Origin of the sequence: Lacicoccus qingdaonensis, from assembly GCF_900101075.1 — a bacterium.
Lineage (GTDB): Bacteria > Bacillota > Bacilli > Staphylococcales > Salinicoccaceae > Lacicoccus > Lacicoccus qingdaonensis.
The window spans coordinates 69,047-90,851 of record NZ_FNFY01000007.1 but is presented as its reverse complement, the minus strand read 5'-3'; the positions used below and the strand labels follow the sequence as shown (position 1 = coordinate 90,851).

The window sequence follows — 21,805 nt, the reverse complement described above, 5'->3', positions numbered from 1 at the left end:
TATTTTGGTCAAACTGTTTTGATAGTCACATGATACGTCTCTCGATATCACATCTATTCATCCAGCCAATCTGATGTAAGAACAAATTCATAGCCTTCCGCCTGTATAGATTCAATGACGTCGTCCAGAACCGAAGGGGTATGGATATCATCCAGAATATGCATGACAATCACACTCCCGGGCTGAATAATCGTCATGACCCGGTTGATGACATCCGCCTCCGTATACTCATCATTCCAGTCATAGGAGGAAATGTCATACATACCGATCGCTTCATAGCCCATTGCTGTAATTGCATGTGATGCCTGGTCTTCAATTCTTCCGAAAGGCGGACGGAAGTAAAGCGTCGGCTGTTCCTGGATGGCTTCTGTAATGATCTGGTGTGCCTGATACACATCTTCCTGCAGCTCTTCCGGGGTCAGTGTAGTCGTATCCGGATGAGAGTGCGTATGGTTCGCCACTTCATGACCCCGCTCTATTAAAAGTCTCGCAAGATTCGGGTTCTCTTCTATTTTTTCCGACTTCAGATAAAATGTCGATTGGATTTCATATTCGTCAAGAATGTCCAGTACTTCCTGCACTATCGTTTCACTCGCCCAGTCATCGAATGTCAGCGCCACTTCCTTTTCAGTTGTCGGCTGCTGGTAATGGAGGTGCGGCACGACATCAGTCATATCTTCGTTCGGCTGTATCGCATCTGCCCCTTTAATCTCTGAAAAATCTTTTCTCGTCTCGTCTGCTGCTATTAAATTTTCGAGCGGGATGAATTCAAAATCAACTTCATCAGCCGCTTCTTTCAAATAAGGTATCAGCGAGGCATCGTCTGGATCCATCGATAATATGCCGCCCCTGGCGACGGCTCTTTTTATATTTTTAAGCATCTTATCTTCATCATCTGATGGTTTCAATTCTGAAACAGGTGTGACGATGCCTGTCATGTCCAGCTGGGCAACGATGGCGTTCAGATCTTTATTATCATTATTTTTAACGAATGCAAATTCTGCACTATCTCCTGTTGCCGTTTCAACCATTTCATTAGTCGTTTCCACCCTCTGATAAATATCTTCATGCTGAAGGGCATCCACGTCCATTCCGTACATCGCGTTATTTTCGATCATATGCCCACGGTCCAGTATTTCTTTCGTCCCTTCCGGGTACATTTCCAGCTGCTCAGGTGAGGCGAAAAATGTTGCCGTCATCTGATGTTCATCCAGTAAGCGGTAGAAATGCCGCCTGCACCGCCGCCAAGGACAATCAGGCGGAAATGTGTCTTCATCCGTGCACCTCCATATTATTTTCTATGCGGTTATCATACTTTTAAATACCCGGAATCAGGGTATGCTATTCAATATTCATGACAGAGAGGCAGTATTGGGTAAAGATTGATGACAGTTGCTGAAATGTTATAATTGATGGCATATTAAAATGTGAGGAGATTTTGATGACACATAGAACACTTGCGATCACAGGCGCGACTTCCGGTATTGGCAGAGCGACAGCAAAACGGCTGGCAGACGACTTTGATGAAATCATACTGCTCGTTAGAAACGTTGAAAAAGGTGAAAAGTTTAAAGAAGAGCTGATGATGACTCATGATGATATTGATATAGATATTATTGAATGTGACCTTTCCAGTCTCACAAGTATACGTACCTCTGTGAGGACCATTCAGGCAAAATATGAAAAAATCGACTGTCTGATCAATAACGCAGGTGTCGTTTCCCTGTCCAGGAAGACGACTGATGACGACTTTGAAATGATGATGGGTACGAACTATATCGGACATTACCTCCTTACCCACCATCTTTTCAGTCTGATAATGAACAGTGAGACAAAACAGATCGTCATCGTTTCATCCAATGCCTATGCATTCACGACACTCGGTCAAAATTATTTTACCGGGAAAGGCAATGCGATGAATCTCTACGGGCGTTCCAAACTTGCCACACTCTATTTCATGCAGGAACTTGATGAACAGTTCAGAGAAGGTGGATTATATGTTACAGCAGTCCACCCCGGCGCCGTTTCAACAAATCTCGGCAAAACGCCGGAAAATGAAAAATTCGGCAGACTGGTCTACGGCATGCTCACCCCATTCTTCAAGACATCTGAAGAAGGTGCGGAATCAACAATACTCGCCGTCCGTGACAAAGAAAAGTATGCAGGACGTTACATGCATTCAGGCGAGGATGTCTCTTTGAAGCCGCACGGGCAGAGTTACTATGCCAGAAAACAGCTCATCAGAAATACGATGAAAGAACTGGGCCTCAACAGTTTCATGGACAGCTGATATAAATAGGAGCAAATCTACGTCGAATAGATTTGCTCCTTTAATTTGTACCGGTTTTTATTTTATGTTTCATTCGCTGCAGGTATACCTGTCTGCACCGTTTTACCAGTTCTTTCACGGACGAACAGAAGCGCTGTGCCGCCTAAGAGACTCGGTATCGCAAACGCCATGAATGCTGTCTGCGGTTCGAGATTCGTCATCAGTACCAGTCCGATCAGTATCGGCGCTGTGATTGAACCCAGCCTTCCGATGCCGACTGCCATACTGAGCCCCGTCCCTCTGATATCAGTCGGATAAAATGCACTGATATACGGATTGACAAGATTCTGTGTGCCGCCTGTACACGCACCGCCGATTGCAATCAGTACATAGATCAGAGCCGGCTGCTGAGTGACGGAAAGTGCGACAAAGCAGATTGCACCCATCAGATACATCGAGAGCAGCACATTTTTATGACCGATGCGGTCCACCATGTAACCGCCGGTAAGGGAACCGATGATCTGGCCGACAGCGAGAATCATGATGAATGACATGCTTGAAGCGACATTGAACCCGGATTCCTGCATCATTGTCGGCAGCCATGTATTCAGTCCGTAGATCATCATCAGGCAGCTGAAGACCATCACCCAGAATGCAATTGTCGTAACCGCACGATTGTCTGTGAACAATTTACCGACCGGCAGTCCCTTCGAATCTTTTTTCGCAGCTGTGTATATGAACTCATCCGTCCGATTATAATTGCCTTCAGGGTTTGCCCGGTTCAAAATTTCAGCCACTTTTTCCTTATGACCCCTGGGCAGGTGATAGGAAATGGATTCCGGAAACTGCCTGATTAAAAACGGCAGTGTCAGTAGCGGCAATGCACTCAGTAAGTACATAAACCTCCAACCCAGGCTCTCAATAAAATACATAGCAGTGACAGATGCGATGATGGCGCCGATCGAATACCCGCAATACATCATTGCAACCGTCATTGCCCTGTTCTTCTTCGGTGAATATTCGCTCATAAATGAAATGACCACCGGCATCAGGCCGCCCATACCGATGGAACCGATGAAGCGGAATATCAGAAACATCGTCGCACTTGTAGCGAGTCCCGCCAGTGCATTGAATACGCTGATCAGTATGAGGCAGATGATCAGTATACGTTTTCTGCCGATAACATCCGAGAAAGAGCCGAGTACAAAAGTACCAAGCATCATGCCGGCAAGGGCATAGCTTCCGATGGCACCTCCCGCTGCCGATGACAGACCAAAGTCCTCCATCATATGAGGCAGCCCTATTCCGTATAGTGCGATATCAAATCCGTCAAAAGCGATGGCAAAGAAACACCATAGAAACACAATCAGATGAAACTTATTGAAGCGGCTTTTGTCGATCGCCTCTTCCACCTGTACTTTCTGCATACATGACCCCTCCTGGAATTAGAATTTTATTGTTACGATTATGACCAGACTTCACGCGCGATGCTGACAACATGTTCGATTTTCTTCCACTGTTCTTCTTCTGTCAGCAGGTTGCCCTCTTCTGTCGACGCGAAACCGCATTGCGGGCTGAGAGCAAGCTGGTCAAGCGGTACATACTTACCCGCTTCTTCTATACGCTTTTTCACTTCTTCTTTATCTTCCAGCTCGCCGTGTTTGGAAGTGATGAGACCGAGGACGATTGTCAAGTCATCTCTTTTTACATGACGCAGCGGTTCGAATCCTCCGGCACGTTCCGTGTCATATTCCAGGAAGAAGCCGTCAATGTCGAGTTCACCGAAGATTTCAGCTGCCACCGGTTCATATCCACCTGAAGAAATCCATGTCGAACGGAAGTTGCCGCGGCAGATGTGCATTGTGATTTTAAGGTCGTCCGGACGATCTGCGACTGCTTCGTTGATCGTCTCCAAATATTTCTCTACAAGATGATCCGGATCCAGTCCTTTTTCCTTCAGCTGCTCTTTCTGTTCATCCGAACAGAGATAAGCCCACGCAGTATCATCCAGCTGAAGGTATCTGCACCCTGCTTCGTAAAATTTCTGGATGCCCTTCTTATATGCATCTGCAAGATCTTTGAAGAAAACAGCTTCATCCGGGTAGGCTGCAGGGTCGATTTCACCTCGGAAATGCAGCATGCTCGGGCTTGGAATCGTCACTTTCGCCGTGTGATCTCCGGCCTGCTTCTGAAGGAACTTAAAATCTTCGATAAACGGGTGGTCATCAAAGCCAAGCCTGCCCGTCACTTTGATCGCCCGTGACTTAGTCTGCTGGTTCTTGAACTGGATGCCGTCGCCGGACCAGTATCCTTCAACACCTGTTAAATTTTCAAGAAAGTCAAAATGCCACCATGCTCTGCGGAATTCACCGTCGGTCACAGCTTCAAGTCCTGCTTCCTTCTGTCTTTCGACGACTCTTGTTATTTCTTCATTTTCTATTTGCCTTAAATCTTCTTTTGTGATTTCACCCAATTCAACCCGTCTCCGTGCTTCTTTGATTCTTTCAGGTCTCAGCAGACTGCCCACCTGATCTGCACGATATATTCTTTTAGTATTTAATGTTGTCATGACTACCACTCCAATTTTTGTATTAGATAAATACTACCACGTTTATATGATATAGAATAACAGTATTTGTTCATATCTCGTTATAGCTGTAAGTTATATCATAGGAATCACTTTTATTGAAATGGGTAATAGGATATATTTAAAATGAAATAAAATCTTCAGTTCGATTAAGGACGATAGTTATGGATGAAAGAGTTCAAAAGGTATTGGATACAGCCGGTGAACATGGACTTGAATTGAAAAAGGAGTCTGTGAAGTTCGAAGATATGGACCTTGATTTCCAAGTGGCATTTGCGGCGGATATTTCAAAACAGGACTGGGTGCTTCGGCTGCCGAGACGACAGGATGCATTCCAAAAAATTGCACAGGAGAAGAAAGTGCTTGATCTCGTCGGAAGCGCCCAGGAAGTTTTCCATGTACCCCATTGGGAAATATTCGAGGAAGATCTGATCGCCTATAAAAAATTGGAAAATGAACCTGCGGTGACAGCGATTGCGGAGACCGGCGAAGAAAAATGGCTGTTCAACAAAGATGATGTGCCGAAAAATTACATCAGAAGCTTTGGCCGTGCGCTCGCTGCACTACATGACATACCTGTAGAGGCAGCACGTAAAACCGACATGCCGATCCATTCCGGAGCGGAAATACGGGATTTGATGAAGAAACGCATGGATAAGGTAAATGATAACTATGATGTAAACGACAATTTGTGGAACAGATGGATGCGCTGGATAGAGGATGACACGATCTGGCCGGAAGAGACGGCGGTGATGCACGGGGATTTATTTCCTGGACATACATTGATTGATGCCGGTAACAATGTGGCAGGCATCATCGACTGGACTGAAGCAAAAGTGTCCGATCCCGCCAACGACTTCACCGCATTCCATTTACTTTTCGGTGAAGACAAACTGGATGAATTGATTGAAATTTACAGTGACGCCGGCGGATACACTTGGCCCGGCATGAAAACACACATCATCTCACTGCTCGCCACACAGGCGGTCACCATTGCAGAATTTGCCGAAACCTCGGGGCTTGATGAATACCGGGAGATGGCTGAAAAGATGTTGCTGGAAGAGTGATATGGATATGCAATAAAAAACGGCAGACACATTTATGTGATCTGCCGTTCTTTTATTGGTTGGATACTTTGTGTTGCCAGGCTTATTCTCCCATCTTACCTTCCCACATTTTTATGCGCTCATCAAAACTCACTTCTTTATGAACCTCGTGCAGCATCCACATATAGCCGAACGGATCCGTGAACATGGCATTCGACACACCGAAATCGGGTATTTCTGTTACATCCTGCACTGCCGTACAGCCGGCATCCAACGCTTTTTGATACGTACTTTCTATATCGGAAACAGTGATGTTGAACCAGATGGTGTTCGGGTGATCAGGGTCAGGCGCGTTCAGACCGTATTCCGGATTCGCATCCAGCATATGGAACCTGACATCATATATTGAGAAAATCACTTCATTCATGCCCTGCGCGAAATTCGTCACTTCGATACGCTCGGTTTCAAAAATCTTTTCATACAGTTCCAAAGCTTTAAGGCTGTCCGTGACTATAAAATCAATCTCTGTTTGTTTCATCTTTGCGCCCTCCTCTCTTTATTTTGATTATAACATTATTGAATCAATTTTACTGGTCTTTTAAATGCATGAATAGTTGAGGAAAAGAGCTTTGAGCCGGGGCCGGAGCATCCATCCCGAATCTGCGGGAGAGTTGATTGCGGACATAAGAGGTAGGCGGCGAGCATATCAGGATGAAATGGCGATATGCTCGGAGTTTCGACCTGGAAAACGATTATGTCTGTTGAAAGTTTCGATATGCTCGGAATCAGTATGTGAAATTCGAGCATATCAGATTAAATTTGTAATGTACTCGGATTGAGGTCTGAGAAAACGAGTATATCTGTCAGTGACATGTCTTATGCTCGGAAAATTCATAATAAAACGATCAGAACAGGTGAATCATGCACTTGTAATCGGAATCGGGCACAAAAAGCGATCAGAGCTGCGGATAGCTGGTGTTCACACCTTCCATCATCATTCTCCCAAATCGATTCCGGGCTTCAATTTCGATTTGACCACATGAAATAACACTCCCAAATCGAACAGGTCACTGACAGACCGCCACCCGGACCTCAACCTCAAAATCCGCATAAGAAAATCCCCGCTGCATCTGTTCAGTGGGGATTCAATATCTATATATTATATTAATTATTTTGCTAAAGCGTCTTTTGCTTTAGTTGCCAGTTCAGCAAATGCCGCTTCGTCAGCGATTGCAATTTCTGAAAGCATTTTTCTGTTTACATCGATGCCTGCCACTTTAAGACCGTTCATCAGACGGCTGTAGCTGATGTCGTTTTGACGTGCTGCTGCGTTGATACGTGTAATCCATAGTTTTCTGAACTCACGTTTTGTATTTTTGCGGTCACGGTATGCATACTGACCTGATTTGACTACTTGCTGTTTCGCCGTTCTGTATAGAGTACTCTTTGATCCAACGTACCCTTTTGCTAGTTTTAATACTTTTTTACGTCTTTTACGTGACGTTAGACCGTTTTTAACACGTGCCATCGTTTATTCCTCCTTGAAAAATGTAATTATTTAGATTTTGCCAGTAAGTGTTTAAGTCTTTTAGAATCTGATTTCGCAACCAATGTCGCTTTTCTTAAATGACGCTTCTGTTTCGTTGATTTGTTCGCAAAAAGGTGGCTTGTAAATGCTCTGCCACGCTTGAATTTACCTGTACCAGTTTTCTTTACACGTTTAGCATAACCTTTGTGTGTTTTCATTTTAGGCATTTTATTGACCTCCGGGATTAGTTATTTGTTTTCTTGAATTGGTGCAACAATCAGGAACATCGAACGACCTTCCATTTTGGGCCTCTGTTCTATTGTCGCTACATCTTTAAGCTCTTCAGCAAAACGTTCCAATACTTTACGACCGATATCTTTGTGAGTGATTGCACGGCCACGGAAGCGGATGGAAACTTTCACTTTATCTTCTTTAGAGATGAATTTCTTCGCATTTTTCAATTTAGTATTGAAATCGTGCTCTTCAATCGTCGGTGACAATCTGATCTCTTTCAGATTGATGACTTTCTGCTTTTTACGTGCTTCTTTTTCTTTTTTCTGCTGTTCGTACTTGTACTTGCCGTAGTCCATAATACGGGCAACAGGCGGTTTAGCCTTTGGTGCAACCAATACTAAATCCAACTCAACACGTTCTGCCATTTCCATAGCTTCTTTAGTCGGTTTGACGCCGACTTGTTCACCGTCTTGTGCAATTAATCGAACCTCTTTAGCGCGAATACGATCATTGATGATTGTTTGGTCTTTTGCTATCTTTGACACCTCCATGATATTTAAGACGAACAAAAAAGGCGGCTGCATATATTATGCACCCGCCTGTCTCCATAAATACGCCGGACATACCTGCTGATATGTCCTGTATTTCTGAAACCCGGTCACAACATTACTGCGCTTGCGGGTGAGAAGCGGGAGCTTCTTCTTGTCCGTTCTTATCAACTCTTAATACTATACAGGTTGACTGTCATTTTGTCAAATTATTTTTTCAGTCTGATTTCATCGATCAGTGACCACAGGAACTCTTCCCTGTCAAATGTGTTCTGTGCTTCTTCACCGTACTTGCGCACGTTCACTTCATTTTCAGCGATTTCCCTGTCACCTATGACGACCTGGTAAGGGACTTTACGCATCTGTGCATCACGTATTTTATAGCCCATCTTTTCGTTGCGGTCATCAATGTTGACACGGATGCCCTGTGATTTCATCTCATCACGGACGCTTCTTGCGTAATCATAGTGAAGGTCAAGGTTGACCGGGATGATTTCAACCTGCTGCGGTGCAAGCCACAGCGGGAAGACACCTTTATATTCTTCCGTCAGGAAGGCGACAAAACGTTCCATCGTCGACACCACTCCGCGGTGGATGACGACCGGACGGTGTTCTTCGCCGTCTTTTCCGATATAAGTCAGATCAAAACGTTCCGGTAATAAAAAGTCCAGCTGCACTGTCGACAGTGTCTCTTCCTTGCCGAGTGCCGTCTTCACCTGTACATCGAGCTTCGGTCCGTAGAATGCCGCTTCACCTTCTGCTTCGACATATTCAAGTCCCATGTCGTCCACGGCTTCTTTCAGCATCTTTTCCGCTCTCTGCCACATTTCATCGTCATCGAAATATTTTTCCTTGTCTTCTGGATCACGGTAGCTCAGGCGGAATGAATAGTCGTTCAGATTGAAGTCCTTGTATACTTCCTGAATCAGTTCAACGACACGGATCAGCTCTTCTTTGATCTGATCCGGGCGGACGAATACGTGCGCATCGTTCAATACCATGCCGCGCACCCGCTGAAGACCGCTCACTGCGCCGCTTGCCTCGTAGCGGTGCATCATGCCGAGTTCGGCGATACGGATCGGCAGTTCCCTGTATGAATGCTTTTCATTTTTATAGATCATCATGTGGTGCGGACAGTTCATCGGACGGAGCACCAGATCCTCGTTACCCACGGTCATCGGCGGGAACATATCATCCTGATAATGGTCCCAGTGCCCGCTTGTTTTGTACAGGTCACTGTTCGCCATAATCGGCGTATACACGTGGTCATAGCCGAGTGCGACTTCCTTATCAACAATATAGCGCTCGATTTCACGACGTATCGTTGCACCGTTAGGCAGCCACATCGGCAGCCCCGCACCGATCAGCTGATTGTTTTCAAACAGCTTCATCTCTTTACCTATTCGGCGGTGGTCACGTTCCTTACGCTCTTTTAGCAGCTGCAGATAAGCATCGAGGTCTTTCTTGTTGAAGAAGGCGGTACCGTATATCCGCTGCAGCATCTTATTATCAGAGTCCCCGCGCCAATATGCACCGGCAGTCGATAAAAGCTTGAATGACTTTATTTTGGAAGTCGACGGGACATGCACGCCGCGGCACAGGTCCGTAAATTCACCCTGTGAGTATATGGAGACATTCTCGTCTTCCGGGATCGCTTCAATCAGCTCCTGTTTATACGGGTCGTCCTGAAACAGTTCTTTTGCTTCATCGCGGGAAAGCACGCGTCTTTCAATCTCCACGTTCTCATCCACAATCCGCTGCATTTCCTTTTCAATTTTAGGAAGGTCTTCTTCAGAAATGCTTTCGTCCATATCAAAGTCGTAATAAAACCCTTCTTCGATGACGGGACCGACACCGAACTTCACATCACCGTAAAGTCTTTTCAGCGCCTGGGCCATCAGGTGGGCAGTCGAGTGTCTGAGCACCTCAAGCCCCTCTTCATTTTTATTCGTGAATAATTCAATGTCCGCACTTTCTTCAATCGGGCGTCTCAAGTCATACATCTCACCGTTCACTTTTGCCGCAACAGCCGCCTTTTTCAGGCCGGGGCTGATGGACGATGCAACCTCTTCTGCTGTGATGCCGAAATTGAACTCTTTACTGTTGCCATCCGGGAATTTAATATCAATTGCTTCAACCATTTGACTCATCCTCTCCTGTAAAATAAAAAAAGCCCCTCTATAATAATAGAGGGACGGATATAACCGTGGTACCACCCTGATTTATGATATAAAAATACTGATCATCTCAAGTAAGGCGATAACGGACCATGCCGGCTGAGTATTAATCAGCAAATCAGAAGGTAGTGACATCCAGCGGTTTAATGCACATCTTTCAGCAGATGATGTGCTCTCTTTGAATAAATCCGAAAGTGTTTCGTCCTTGGAATTTAATTAATGAAATTTGTAAATTAATTATACTGTATAGAAAAATTTAATGCAACAGCTAGCCGTTCCTGTAATTGTCGCCGGTCATCTGAACTTCTTCGCACAATGCCCTGATCCGTTCGGTCATCCGGCGCGCTTTCGTTTCCTCGATGCCATTCTCCTTTGTTCTGGCATAACGGTATTCCAGATCATCAATCGAGAAGTTGGAACTGATGAAAGTCGGCAGTTTCTGCACCATGCGGTGGTGCAGTATGCCGGTGATGACTTCGTCCCTCGCCCACGGGGTAACGTCTTCAGCCCCCAGGTCATCCAAAATCAGCACATGCGCATTTTTGATCAGATTATACTTTTCATCCGTCGTACCGTCACGGAAGCCCGCTTTCAAATCACGCAGAATTTCAGGTACATAGACGATCAGTGATGAAACCGCCTTTTCTTTCAGTTCATTGGCGATACATCCGAGAATGTAGGACTTGCCGATACCGAATTCCCCGTGAATATAAAGACCGCGGTAGTTTGCATCGGACGCCACCGCATCCGTTACCTGTATCGCTTTTTTCAAGAGAACATTTCTGTTGGATGAGTCATCCAGATATATCGTATCGAATGTGGCATTTTTAATGTCTTCAGGCACATGATATGACTGGATCAGATTTTCCCTTTTGATGAATTCGTCATTTCTGACTTTGATCGGACACGGTGTATAGTACATGTTTGCCCGGTCGTTCCTGATATCTATATTGATGATATAGCCGTCAGGATGGTTTTCACATTGGCCATCACTGTTCTCTTTGCACTCGGACGGCTGATCGGCATAATGCTTCAAGGTGATCAGATCGTTTTTGATCATTGAAGCGGTCAGAGGCGTTTCTTCATCATTGATCAGTTCCACTATTTTAGGATTCTGAAGCAATTCCTGATAAATACGCTCATTGTTGCGCTCTATTTTTTTATTGTTTTTAATGAATTGGTTAATCGGCTCCATACTATCACCTGTTTTTTCTAAAGTCTTCAATCATCTTCTGCAGCTCCGGATCATCTTTCGCAGTTTTCTGTGATTGATTTGTTCGTTTCTTTTCGGTTTTGACCGGTTCTTCATCTTTCTTCACGGGATGCCGCCTGCCTTTCGACATCCATTCCGGCGTCTGTTCACCCTGACGTTCTGAAGGAAGATATCTCTTCTTCCGTTTTTCCTGCTGCTCCTGGTACTCTTTGATGGATTCAATTGCCTCTTCGGCAGACTGGTATCCTTTTTCAGCCCAGTTGTTCGCAACCGTCATCGTGTAATTATACGGCAGTTCGCCCTGCATTTTCAAAAATACATACTCAAGCAGTATATTGATGACGCCGTGATTGAGCGGCGTATTCACAATGATATCCGTCACCAGCTTCAAATCGATGTCTGTCGGGGAACCATTTCTTAAATCTCTCAGCCTGTCGATCGGATTCGTCTCATGCAGCATCTTGATATATTCTCTGTCTTCTTGTTGTTCCTGGCCGTGGTCTTCCTTCGTCTCTTTCTTCTCGAGCACGGGACTGATCTGTTTCCTTTCGGCCTGGAAATACTTCCTCGCTTCATACTTCAGCTTTGCTTCATCGATGCCGTGGTAATTCGATGTCGCTTTCAAAAGTATATTCTTCATATCATAGGCATTCAGATTGAACAGCACACTCAATTTGACAATGAGCATCCGGATGTCTTTCGTAAAAAATCTACGGTCGATGATCGTCCCTTTCAGATGGGTGAATAACACATCGAAATCAAAATCCTCCAGATCGACATTGGCTCCGCCAGAGACTGTCCTGCCTTTGAAATTTTCTGCCGGCAGTGTATAGCTGCTGACGTTTTGATGATTGAATACATCAGTGAATTTCATCGTCACTTCCGAAATATTTTCAGGCAGTTCCGGATAAATCAGCCGGTCTTTTTTCATTTTGTACTGTGCACTGCCCACTTTACCATACAGATACATGCTGAGCATCGGGTCTTTTAAAAAGGATTCGGCATCGAGGGGCAGAATCAGTTCATACACAAACAGATCTTCGTGGGTGTGGTTGGATACGTAGCTTTTCAACAGACCGATCGCTTCCAGCTTCTTGAACCGCTCCATCAGATCGGAAAGTGATATGGACAATGCATCCATGAACTCCTTATGGAAACGGATGGTCAGCGGCTCGTAATGTGCGGTGGATTCGAACATGTAAATATATGTCATGGCCGTATCCGCACCGATCAGCGGAAGATAAAGTTCATTGACCACTTCCATGTTGTCATGACCGAGGGTCATCGGGCGGTACACTATGAATTCAGTATTCGGTTTCAGGCGGTTATTGATGTTCATTATTATTACTGCCCTTTGTCAACTGGTTTAACGTTTCCATCAATTGATCTATATCCTTGAATTCCTTGTAAACTGATGCAAACCGTACATATGCCACCTGGTCGAGAGAAATCAGTTCCTTCATGACAAACTCTCCGATATCATTTGAAGAAATCTCTGCTTTGTTCAGGTTTCTTAAATTTGCTTCGACTTTATCCGTGCGCTTCTCGAGCTCCTCATATGGAATTGCCCTTTTTTCACAAGCACGGAGGAGCCCTGCAAGCACTTTTTCTCTATTGAAAACTTCTCTTGTACCATCTTTTTTAACAACGACCAGAGGTGTAACTTCGACACGTTCGAATGTAGTGAAGCGAAACCCACAACTTTCACACTCACGGCGGCGTCTTATTGCAGACATTTCATCCGTATGGCGTGAATCGATCACTTTGGAGTTACTATGCTGACATTGTGGACATTTCATAAACAATCACCTCTTTTAAAGAATTTCCTCTATTATATCAAATTTTGTTCATTCTCTATACTAAAGAAAATAAAAAAGACCCGGAACATTGTTCCGGACCTTTCTGAAGGTTAAAGTTCTTCTGCAATTTTTTCTGCAAGTTCAATCGTGCGCTTTGAGTACGCCCACTCGTTATCGTACCATGCAAGCACTTTAACTTTGTTGTCATCCATGACCATCGTCAGGCTGGCATCGATGATTGAACTTCTCGGATCCGTATTGAAATCTTTGGATACGAGCGGTTCATATGTAACACCGAGAACGCCTTTCATTTCACCTTCAGCATACTTTTCAAATGTTTTGTTCACTTCTTCAGCAGTCACTTCCTTATCCAGGTCGACGACCAGATCGACAAGTGAAACGTTCGGCGTCGGTACACGGAGCGCCAGGCCGTCCAGTTTGCCTTTAAGCTGAGGCAGTACTTCACCGAGTGCTTTAGCCGCACCTGTTGAAGTCGGTATGATGTTTTCTGCTGCTGAACGTGCACGGCGAAGATCCTTATGTGGATTGTCTATAGTTTTCTGATCGTTCGTGTATGCATGGACAGTTGTCATCAATCCATTATTGATACCGAACTCATCATCTAAAATCTTGGCTACAGGTGCCAGGCAGTTAGTTGTACATGATGCATTTGAAAACACATTGTAATCATCGACACTCAACGTTTCATCGTTGACACCCATGACAACCGTCTGGACATTTCCGCCTTTTGTCGGCCCTGTCAGAACGACTTTTTTGGCGCCGGCTTTAATGTGGCCGGACGCGCCCAATTCGTTATTAAATTTGCCAGTCGCCTCAAATACAATATCTATCCCCAAATCCGACCATGGTAAATTTTCAGGATTACGATCGCTTGTAATTTTTACTTCATGACCGTCAACTACAAGGGCACCCACTTTTGGCTCAACCGTTTTCTGCCACTTCCCGTGAGTTGAATCATAATTAATTAAATGGGCAAGAGTTTCAGCAGGATAGCTTGCATTGACTGCAACAACCTCTAAATGTTCAGATTCCGATGCAATTCTGAATACCATTCTACCTATTCTTCCCAAGCCATTTATCGCAACTTTTTTCATGACAAATCTCCTTTATGTTATGCTTTTTCATAAATAGTATAACACATTTAAAAATCCATGAAAGCGGTATTTTTATAATTGCTGTTTTTTCAGCATTTCGACAAATTCATCGATCTGATCAAACAGCTCTTTTTTATCATTATTATTATCAAATACATAATCGCTCAAATTCTTTTTTTCATCCAGTGACATCTGGCTGTTCACCCTGGACGCCGCTTCTTTTTCAGTCAGATTGTTACGTTCCATCAATCTTTCCATCTGGTTCTCTTTTGTCACATAGACGGTAATCGTGATATCACAATTTTTATCCAGACCGTTTTCAAACAGCAGCGGAATGTCCAGGAATACATGGTTATGTTTTAAAAACGCCTCCTGATCCGCATTCATCATCCGGCGGATTTCCGGATGGGATATACCATTCAGCTTTTTGCGTTCCTCAGGATCATTGAAGATGATTTCCCCCAGTTTTCTGCGGTCGATCTCTTTATTTTCATCTAAAATATCCGTACCGAAAGCTTCTATGATTTTATGATAGCCCGCACTGTCTTTTTCGGTGACTTTTCTTGCATAGACATCTGCATCGAGTACTTCAAAGCCAAGACTTCTTATGTAGTCGGATGCAGTCGATTTTCCACTGGCGATGCCGCCGGTCAACCCTATCACTTTATACATTGCTGCAACCCTCTCTTAATTCATTCAACGCTGGCACTTTGTACAGTAGAATGTATTTCGGCCTGCGATGACTTTAGTAGTTATATCATGCCCTGCCGGGCAGATTTTACACTGATATACCTGGAATCTGTTCTGCATCTCCCCGCTGCCGCCGGTCGAACTGCGGTAATCCGAAATCGTCGATCCGCCATGGGACAGTGACAGTTCGAATACATCAACGATCTCCTGGTATAGACCTTCAAGCCTTTTAACTGATATGTTGCCCGCTTTTCTTGTCGGCAATATTTTGGCAGAATAAAGACTTTCCGCTGCATATATATTTCCAACGCCCGTGACGACTGTGCTGTCCATAAGGACACTCTTGATCGTTTTGGCAGCATTATTGGGACTTTTGACTGCATTCAGGAAATGTTCTTTCGCTTCTTCTGTATCATACTCCGGTGCCATCCGGACAACCGGCAGAAACTCACTCAGCTTACCGATGGTTCTCAGTTCTCCAAAACGTCTTATATCTGAATAGACCAGCATGCTGCCGTCCGACAGGTAAAATATCACATGCCAGTGCACTTTGAAATTATGCTCCACTATTTCATCCAGACTGTTCAGATGAAAAAAAGCACCGCTCATACCTAAATGACCAATAAGGTATTTTACCTGATGGTCATTCTGCAGTATGAAGTACAAATATTTGCCTCGGCGTCCGAGTGACAGTATATCCATATTCTTTGTGTTTTCGATAAATATATCAACAGGCTCCTTGACGATTGTCAGTTTTCCGGCATTATGCCCTTCAACGACCTTGTCCGAAACTTTAACATCTTCAATCGTTAAATTCTCCACTGTTTTCAATTCTCTTTTAACCAATTCAACTTCTGGTAATTCCGGCACCTTTACACCTACTTCACCTGGTACCAGTCACTGCCGTAACCATGTTCTACTTTCAGCGGCACACCGATATCCAGCGCATTTTCCATAATATCTTTTATTACTGTCAAAAACTCTTCCACTTCATCTTTAGGCACATCGAAGATCAGTTCATCGTGTATTTGAAGCAGCAGTTCAGCATCAAAGGACTGTGCTTTTTCATCTTTTGCATAATTTACCATAGCAAGTTTGATGATATCCGCTGCACTGCCCTGAATCGGGGAGTTCATCGCAGTCCGTTCCGCAAAGCTTCTCGCATTGAAGTTTCTGCTGTGTACATCCGGTGTATATCTGCGTCTGTTGAGCAATGTTTTGACATAGCCGTCACGCTTCGCATCCTGGACGATAGACTTCATGAATTCTTTGACCTTTGGAAATGAATTCAAATAATTATCGATGAATGTCTTCGCTTCTTTACGTGTAATCCCGAGGTTCTGACTGAGACCGTAGTCGCTGATACCGTATACGATACCGAAGTTTACCGCTTTTGCGTTGCGCCTCATTGTCGATGTCACATCATCACGTTCCACACCGAAGACTTCCATCGCAGTTTTTGTATGGATATCAAGATCGCCCGAGAAGGCTTCACCCATCGTTTCATCACCCGTAATTGCAGCAAGCACTCTGAGTTCGATTTGTGAATAGTCAAGAGCAAGCAGTACATGATCATCGTCTTTAGGCACAAACGCACGCCTGATTTTCCTGCCCTCTTCCAGACGGACTGGTATGTTCTGAAGGTTCGGCTCCACCGATGAAAGACGGCCGGTCTGGGCGAGGGTCTGATTGAAACGCGTATGGATTCTGGAATCCTCTTTCACTTCATTTTGAAGGCCGATGACATATGTCGACTGGAGTTTTGATAATGTACGGTAGTCGAGCAGATACTGTATGATTTCATGTTTATCAAGCAGTGCTTCGAGTACATCCACCGCAGTGGAATATCCGGTCTTCGTCTTTTTGATGACAGGCAGTTCAAGCTTTTCGAAAAGTATAACGCCGAGTTGTTTCGGAGAGTTGATATTGAACTCTTCTCCCGCCAACTCAAAGATTCGTGACTGAATTTCTTTCAGCCGGCTGTCGATTTCTTCTTCCATTCCCACAAGACGTTCCGGCATGACACGTATACCTCTGATTTCCATATCTGCAAGCACTTTTGACAGAGGCACTTCCAGATTATAATAAAGTTCTGACATTTCATCTTCAGCCAGTTTCGCGGTCATCTTATCTTTTGCTTTGTGAACCGCCATCACTTTATCCGTCAGAAATTCAATTGTTTCCTCTTCGGAAGGATTCTTTTTATTCCTTCCTTTTCCGTAATGGAAATCATCACTGTTAATATTTATGCCATAAGGGCCGACCGTTTCTGAAACATCGATTATCTTTGTCGACGGATCGAGCAGGAAACTCGCCATCATGATATCATTGCTGAAATTGTTAAAACTGATACCCAGCTGGTTGAGCAGTGCAATCTGCCTTTTTATATCATAGGCATTGACATCTTCCCTGCTGTTCAAAAATTCTTCCAGCTGCTTTTCATCAATACTTTCAATGCTTCTGACATACGCTTTCTCACCGTCTGTCACTGCAATGAATTCCGGCTTGTTATATAAATAATTATCCGCATGCACTTCAAGATGGATGGACACTTTTGTCCCGAGTTCATGAAGATTTTCCGTGTGCTCCACATTGAAATCACTGATGTCTTCAGTTTCTGCCGCTTCCATATTCTCAAGCAGTGAGTTGAATTCATACTCTTTGAACAGCTCGTATTTCTGTTCCTCGGTATCATTTTTAAACTCCAGGTCGCTGAGCTTGAAATCAAGCGGCACTTCACGGTGTATTGTCGCAAGGCTCTTACTCATCAGAGCCTCTTCAGAAAACTCCTTCAGCTTCTCCTGAAGTTTCTTGCCGCTCACTGAATCTGAATTTTCCAGCACATTTTCGACTGTGCCAAACTGGTGGAGCAGCTTCAGGGCAGTCTTCTCCCCTACACCCGGGACACCCGGAATATTGTCCGACTTATCACCCATCAGACCTTTCAAGTCGATGATCTGTTCTGGTGTCAGGTCATAGATTTCCCGGACATGTTCAGGTGTATACTCCTCAATGTCGCTGATGCCCTTTTTAGTGAAGTATATGACCGTGTGCTCACTCGCAAGCTGCGTCAGGTCCTTATCACCCGTGATAACAATCGTCTTCATCTTTTCAGCATCCGCCATCATGGACAGTGTGCCGATGATATCATCCGCTTCATACTCATCCAGTTCAAAGCGTTTGATGCCGTACGCATCAATCAGTCGCCGGATCGGTGCAAACTGTTCACCGAGCTCGGGCGGCGTCGACTGCCTGCCGCCTTTATAGTCTTTATATTCCTTATGTCTGAAAGTCGATTTGCCGGCATCGAAAGCAACCATGAAATGAGTCGGTTCTTCTTCTTTGATGATTCTTTCCAGCAGTCTTGCGTAGCCGAATATCGCATTCGTATGCAGACCGCTCTGATTGGACAATAGAGGCAATCCGTAAAATGCCCTGAAAGCCACACTGTTCCCGTCTATTAAGATCAATTTCTTCATGAGTCATGCTCCTCAATATAAATTATCATTCCTCGGATTATATATATCATTTTAACAGAGAAAAGAAAAAGACGCAGTTTTAACTGCGTCTTTAATATCTTTTATCAGCCTTCGTAATGTATTGGTGCACCAGGTCCGAGTGGTAATCCGATAAGCATCCACACGATGAGCATCACTGCCCAGAATACGAAGAAACATATGGAGTACGGCAGCATGACCGAAATCAATGTACCGATACCGATATTTCTGACGTACTGCTGTGCGAACGCGATGATGATTGCAAAGTATGTCATGAGCGGTGTGATGATGTTCGTAGATGAATCCGCAACACGGTATGCCATCGTCGTCAGCTCAGGCGAGTAGCCGAGCTGCATCATGATCGGTATGAATATCGGTGCCATCATCGCCCACTTTGCACTCGCACTGCCTATGAACAGGTTGATGAACGCCGTGACCACCATGAATCCGATGATCAGAGGTATACCTGTCAAGTTCAGGTTTTCAAGCAGGTCGGCGCCGTTGACACCGATGACAAGCCCGAGATTGGACTCATTGAAATATGCAACGAACTGACCTGCAGTAAATGCAAGGACGATGAACATCCCCATGGATGCCATGGTTTTTGACATCTGGTTCGCAACATCTTTATCGTTCTTGATCGAGCGTGTCACCATACCGAATACAAGACCCGGTATGAAGAACAGGATCGCTATGATCGGCACAAGTGATGACATGAACGGCGACTGGATGATCGTATCCATGTAAGTGCCTTCAGTGCCTCTCATCGGTGAATTTGGAAATACTACGAGCGAAAGTGCAAGCCCCAGCCCGATGACTACTGAAATGAAAGCAGCCCATAAGCCCTTCTTCTCAACTTTCGTCAGCGGTGCCATATAATCTTCCGCTTCATCGTCACCGGCATCTTCCGGAGCATCCGCAGAATTGTATTTACCCAGTCTCGGTTCGACAATCTTATCAGAGACGAACCAGCCGACCAGTGTCAGCATGAACACACTTGCTGCAATGAAGAACCAGTTCATGGTGACATTCATCGTTTCTGCATAAGCCGGGTCGATCGTCTGTGCTGCCGCCGTACTCAGTTCGGCAAGCATGACGTCCGTACCGCTGATCAGCAGGTTTGCAGAGAAACCTGCCGATACACCTGCGAATGCTGCAGCGAGACCCGCAATCGGGTGTCTGCCGAGCGCAAGAAATATGACTGCGCCGAGCGGCGGCAGTACAACATAACCCGCATCAGAAGCAAGTGATGACATGATACCTGCAAAAACAAGTCCTGCAGTGATCAGACTTTTAGGTATTGACAGTACAAAACCTCTAAGCGCTGCACTGATTAAACCTGAATGTTCCGCCACACCGATACCGAGCATCGTTACCAATACCACGCCAAGCGGTGCGAAATTAATGAAATTATCTGTCATCGTGGAGAATATGTAATTAATACCCTCTCCGTTGAGCAGATTCGTTACTGAAACTGTCTCCTCTTCCCCAGGGTGTTGCACCGACACGCCCATACTTGCGAATAGCCAAGACGCAAGCAGTGTCAAACCTGCCAGTATTGCAAATAATGTAACTGGATGAGGCAGTTTATTGCCCAGCCATTCTACAAAATCCAGGAACTTTTGGAGGAGACCTTTTTTACTTCTACCATTTTCCATTCCATTCTTCCTCCCAAAAATATAAGTAATCTTAAAATAAAGATAACGGCTTATATTATAAATGGTTGCAGCCATATTATCAAATGGTTTTGAAAATGTTTTCAAACAAAGAAAAAAGAAGAATGGTCAATCTGACCATTCCTCTTGAAATGAATTTTTATTAGTCCATGTTCTTAACTAGTTCTTCACCGAACTCTGAACATTTCACTTCTTTAGCGCCATCCATCTGACGGGCAAAATCGTAAGTGACTACTTTAGAAGCGATTGTTTTTTCCATCGCCTTAGTAATCAGGTTTGCAGCTTCAGTCCAGCCGATGTGCTCAAGAAGCAGCACGCCTGAAAGAATGACTGATGAAGGGTTCACTTTGTCCTGTCCTGCATATTTAGGTGCAGTACCGTGTGTCGCTTCAAAGATTGCATGTCCTGTTTCGTAGTTGATGTTCGCTCCTGGTGCAATTCCGATACCGCCGACCTGTGCAGCAAGCGCATCGGAAATGTAGTCACCGTTCAGGTTCATCGTAGCGACTACGCCGAATTCTTTCGGACGCAAGAGAATCTGCTGTAGGAAGATATCCGCGATTGCATCTTTAACGATGATTTTACCTGCAGCTTCCGCTTCTCCCTGTACTTTGTCCGCTTCCTCGCGGCCTTTTTCTTCAACGATTTTGTCATACTCTTTCCAAGTGAATACTTTATCGCCGAATTCTCTTTCAGCAAGGTCGTAACCCCATGCTTTGAACGCACCTTCAGTGAACTTCATGATGTTACCTTTATGAACTAAAGTGACAGAAGGACGGTTGTGTTCGATTGCATAGTTGATCGCTGCACGTACGAGACGCTCAGTACCTTCTTTTGATACCGGCTTGATACCGATACCTGAAGACTCAGGGAAACGGATGTTTTCAGAGCCCATTTCACCTTGGATGAAATCAATCACTTTCTTAACATCTTCTGAACCTTCCTGGAATTCGATACCTGCATAGATGTCTTCAGTGTTTTCTCTGAAGATGACCATGTCAGTATCTTCCGGACGTTTAACCGGTGAAGGGACACCGTCAAAATATCTTACCGGACGCAGACATGTGAAAAGGTCCAATTTCTGACGCAGTGCAACGTTCAGTGAACGGATACCGCCGCCGATTGGTGTTGTAAGTGGTCCTTTGATTGCAATAAGGTATTCGTTGATTGCATCAAGCGTTTCCTGAGGCAGCCACTCTCCTGTTTCATCGAAAGCTTTCTGTCCTGCAAGCACTTCTTTCCATTCGATTTCTTTTTCTCCGTTGTATGCTTTTTCAACAGCACCGTCTAATACTTTTTGTGCCGCGTTCCAGATGTCCGGGCCTGTGCCGTCACCGATGATGAATGGGATAACCGGTTTGTTTGGTACAGTCAAATTACCATTGTTAGTTGTGATTTTTTCACTAGCCATAATTAATTTTCCTCC

General features: G+C 44.7%; 19 protein-coding genes. 2 read left to right on the top strand and 17 right to left on the bottom strand.

Going from position 1 to position 21,805, the window contains the following annotated elements; genetic code table 11:
• Positions 1-53: 53 nt before the first annotated feature.
• Positions 54-1,292: a polysaccharide deacetylase family protein gene (locus BLR15_RS06055; protein ID WP_281182360.1), complete on the bottom strand. Its 1,239-nt coding sequence runs from the start codon at positions 1,290-1,292 to the stop codon at positions 54-56.
• 149 nt (positions 1,293-1,441) lie between these two features.
• On the opposite strand from BLR15_RS06055, the gene BLR15_RS06050 reads away from it, so the two are divergent.
• On the top strand, positions 1,442-2,290 hold the full coding sequence (locus BLR15_RS06050; RefSeq protein ID WP_092985710.1) for an SDR family NAD(P)-dependent oxidoreductase: 849 nt from the start codon (positions 1,442-1,444) through the stop codon (positions 2,288-2,290).
• 62 nt (positions 2,291-2,352) lie between these two features.
• Here the strand turns inward: BLR15_RS06050 and BLR15_RS06045 are convergent, their stop codons facing one another.
• Both BLR15_RS06045 and BLR15_RS06040 read right to left on the bottom strand, forming a co-directional pair.
• Positions 2,353-3,696 carry an MFS transporter gene (locus BLR15_RS06045; protein WP_092985708.1) on the bottom strand — a complete coding sequence of 448 codons (1,344 nt, stop codon included), beginning with the start codon at positions 3,694-3,696 and terminating at the stop codon, positions 2,353-2,355.
• 38 nt (positions 3,697-3,734) lie between these two features.
• Positions 3,735-4,838 (bottom strand): 5-methyltetrahydropteroyltriglutamate--homocysteine S-methyltransferase, encoded by a 1,104-nt coding sequence (locus tag BLR15_RS06040; protein ID WP_092985706.1) that lies wholly within the window; start codon positions 4,836-4,838, stop codon positions 3,735-3,737.
• Between the two features lie 182 nt (positions 4,839-5,020).
• Here BLR15_RS06040 and BLR15_RS06035 point away from each other — a divergent pair, with 182 nt between their 5' ends.
• Complete coding sequence (locus BLR15_RS06035; protein ID WP_092985704.1) at positions 5,021-5,923, top strand: macrolide 2'-phosphotransferase; 903 nt, start codon at positions 5,021-5,023, stop codon at positions 5,921-5,923.
• Between the two features lie 82 nt (positions 5,924-6,005).
• Here the strand turns inward: BLR15_RS06035 and BLR15_RS06030 are convergent, their stop codons facing one another.
• The 14 genes from BLR15_RS06030 to icd all read right to left on the bottom strand — a co-directional run bounded on the left by BLR15_RS06030 (position 6,006) and on the right by icd (position 21,793).
• Entirely contained in the window at positions 6,006-6,440 is a 435-nt protein-coding gene (locus BLR15_RS06030) for a VOC family protein (RefSeq protein ID WP_092985702.1), read from the bottom strand.
• Between the two features lie 630 nt (positions 6,441-7,070).
• Entirely contained in the window at positions 7,071-7,430 is a 360-nt protein-coding gene (gene rplT, locus BLR15_RS06025; RefSeq protein WP_092985700.1) for a 50S ribosomal protein L20, read from the bottom strand.
• A gap of 26 nt (positions 7,431-7,456) precedes the next feature.
• Complete coding sequence (gene rpmI / locus BLR15_RS06020) at positions 7,457-7,657, bottom strand: 50S ribosomal protein L35 (protein ID WP_092985698.1); 201 nt, start codon at positions 7,655-7,657, stop codon at positions 7,457-7,459.
• A gap of 21 nt (positions 7,658-7,678) precedes the next feature.
• Positions 7,679-8,209, bottom strand: coding sequence for a translation initiation factor IF-3 (infC, locus tag BLR15_RS06015; RefSeq protein WP_092985743.1), 531 nt, complete (start codon positions 8,207-8,209; stop codon positions 7,679-7,681).
• Between the two features lie 212 nt (positions 8,210-8,421).
• Positions 8,422-10,353 (bottom strand): threonine--tRNA ligase, encoded by a 1,932-nt coding sequence (gene thrS / locus BLR15_RS06010; RefSeq protein ID WP_092985696.1) that lies wholly within the window; start codon positions 10,351-10,353, stop codon positions 8,422-8,424.
• A 304-nt stretch (positions 10,354-10,657) separates the two neighbouring features.
• Entirely contained in the window at positions 10,658-11,584 is a 927-nt protein-coding gene (gene dnaI, locus BLR15_RS06005) for a primosomal protein DnaI (RefSeq protein WP_092985694.1), read from the bottom strand.
• Between the two features lie 4 nt (positions 11,585-11,588).
• Complete coding sequence (locus BLR15_RS06000) at positions 11,589-12,941, bottom strand: replication initiation and membrane attachment family protein (protein WP_092985692.1); 1,353 nt, start codon at positions 12,939-12,941, stop codon at positions 11,589-11,591.
• Positions 12,928-13,401: a transcriptional regulator NrdR gene (gene nrdR / locus BLR15_RS05995; protein WP_092985690.1), complete on the bottom strand. Its 474-nt coding sequence runs from the start codon at positions 13,399-13,401 to the stop codon at positions 12,928-12,930. The genes BLR15_RS06000 and nrdR overlap by 14 nt, the downstream gene beginning before the upstream one ends.
• A gap of 110 nt (positions 13,402-13,511) precedes the next feature.
• The gene (locus BLR15_RS05990) at positions 13,512-14,516 is read right to left on the bottom strand and encodes a glyceraldehyde-3-phosphate dehydrogenase (RefSeq protein ID WP_092985688.1); all 1,005 of its coding nucleotides are present in this window, start codon (positions 14,514-14,516) and stop codon (positions 13,512-13,514) included.
• A gap of 72 nt (positions 14,517-14,588) precedes the next feature.
• The gene (gene coaE / locus BLR15_RS05985; protein WP_092985686.1) at positions 14,589-15,188 is read right to left on the bottom strand and encodes a dephospho-CoA kinase; all 600 of its coding nucleotides are present in this window, start codon (positions 15,186-15,188) and stop codon (positions 14,589-14,591) included.
• Between the two features lie 24 nt (positions 15,189-15,212).
• Positions 15,213-16,076, bottom strand: a complete 864-nt coding sequence (gene mutM, locus BLR15_RS05980; RefSeq protein ID WP_092985684.1) for a DNA-formamidopyrimidine glycosylase — start codon at positions 16,074-16,076, stop codon at positions 15,213-15,215.
• 8 nt (positions 16,077-16,084) lie between these two features.
• Complete coding sequence (polA, locus tag BLR15_RS05975) at positions 16,085-18,685, bottom strand: DNA polymerase I (protein ID WP_092985682.1); 2,601 nt, start codon at positions 18,683-18,685, stop codon at positions 16,085-16,087.
• A 104-nt stretch (positions 18,686-18,789) separates the two neighbouring features.
• Positions 18,790-20,361: an AbgT family transporter gene (locus tag BLR15_RS05970; RefSeq protein WP_092985680.1), complete on the bottom strand. Its 1,572-nt coding sequence runs from the start codon at positions 20,359-20,361 to the stop codon at positions 18,790-18,792.
• Positions 20,362-20,521: 160 nt separating this feature from the next.
• Complete coding sequence (icd, locus tag BLR15_RS05965) at positions 20,522-21,793, bottom strand: NADP-dependent isocitrate dehydrogenase (RefSeq protein WP_176754073.1); 1,272 nt, start codon at positions 21,791-21,793, stop codon at positions 20,522-20,524.
• Positions 21,794-21,805 lie beyond the last annotated feature (12 nt).